Annotated in this window: 2 protein-coding genes; one reads left to right on the forward strand and one right to left on the reverse strand. The window is 26.6% G+C overall.

Annotated elements, in window-relative coordinates; translation table 11 throughout:
• Positions 1 to 43 precede the first annotated feature (43 nt).
• The gene (locus ABZ319_RS40535) at positions 44 to 304 is read left to right on the forward strand and encodes a hypothetical protein (protein ID WP_354991899.1); all 261 of its coding nucleotides are present in this window, start codon (positions 44 to 46) and stop codon (positions 302 to 304) included.
• A 332-nt stretch (positions 305 to 636) separates the two neighbouring features.
• Here ABZ319_RS40535 and ABZ319_RS40540 read toward each other — a convergent pair.
• Positions 637 to 1,033 (reverse strand): hypothetical protein (locus ABZ319_RS40540; protein WP_354991900.1); only part of this gene is annotated, 397 nt, incomplete at its 5' end.

The following is a 1,033-nucleotide window of genomic DNA, read 5'->3' on the forward strand; positions in this document are numbered from 1 at the left end:
TTTGTACTCTGAGTAAGTGTTTAGACACTTTTATAACGGATTGATGGGTGAATGGATATATAGACACGGCGGAGTAAATAAAGAGGCTATAAACAGGTTTAAAAAGGGTGAATTAAACGACTATATAACAGAAGAGCAAGTGGAGTATGTATATAAATTTATATATCATTGGAATTTTGAAGATAATAGTTATACAAGAAATGATGAAGATATACAAAAATTAACAGTTGTAGAAAAGGTTGCAATATTAAATGCGAGAAAGAAAAATATAGTAAATGAGTTTAATGAGACAGAAAAAGAGTAGTTTATTTAGGTATAATATTAAAGTTTGTAAAAATAAAGGAAATAGAGTAAAATAAAAATATAAGTAGTTGTTTAAAATTGTATAAAGAAAAAACCTAAGGAGTTGCATTCCTTAGGTTTTTTCTTTATACTAGCTTTTCATAGTAATTTGTAGCTTGTTATGAAGAGACTTTTACTTTTATATGTTATACTTTTAGATTTAAATATAAAGTTAAAATTATTATTAAATAAATTATTATTAATATTATTTTATATTTACTTTTTTTTAAATCTTTAAGCAGTAATTTTAATATAGGTAATGAAGATGCTATGAGCATAGTTATTATTGCAAGATTATATAGCATCGATGGTATGATATAGTGCAGTACGGAAGATTTTTAATTTTAATCTATCTGACCAAAAGCCGCCTACTCTTGCTGCCATTACACCATAGAGTGCCGCAGAGATACCAAAACCTGGGCCAATTATTGGAATTCCAGAACCTGCACTTATTATTGCTGCTGATATAGCTAAGTCTCTAGATAATTCTGCTTTTTGTGTAGAGTTATATGTTAAGTATTCTACACCCCACCAGTATGAGTTACTATAGTATGAACCTCCTGTTACTGTTTTATATTTTTCTGTAATTCCTTTGTTATTAGTTATTTCATAATTATTTGTTTCTAATTTTGAGTTTAATTCATTTATACCTGATATTACTGTTTCATAATATTCTTTTGATGTTTTTAAT

This window comes from Nocardia sp. NPDC005978 (genome assembly GCF_040614455.1).
In the GTDB taxonomy this organism is placed as follows: Bacteria; Actinomycetota; Actinomycetes; order Mycobacteriales; family Mycobacteriaceae; genus Nocardia.

What these genes read in the sequence shown, in the direction of transcription:
- ABZ319_RS40535 (WP_354991899.1), top strand. Translation starts at nt 44, where the DNA reads ATGGGTGAATGGATATATAGACACGGCGGAGTAAATAAAGAGGCTATA.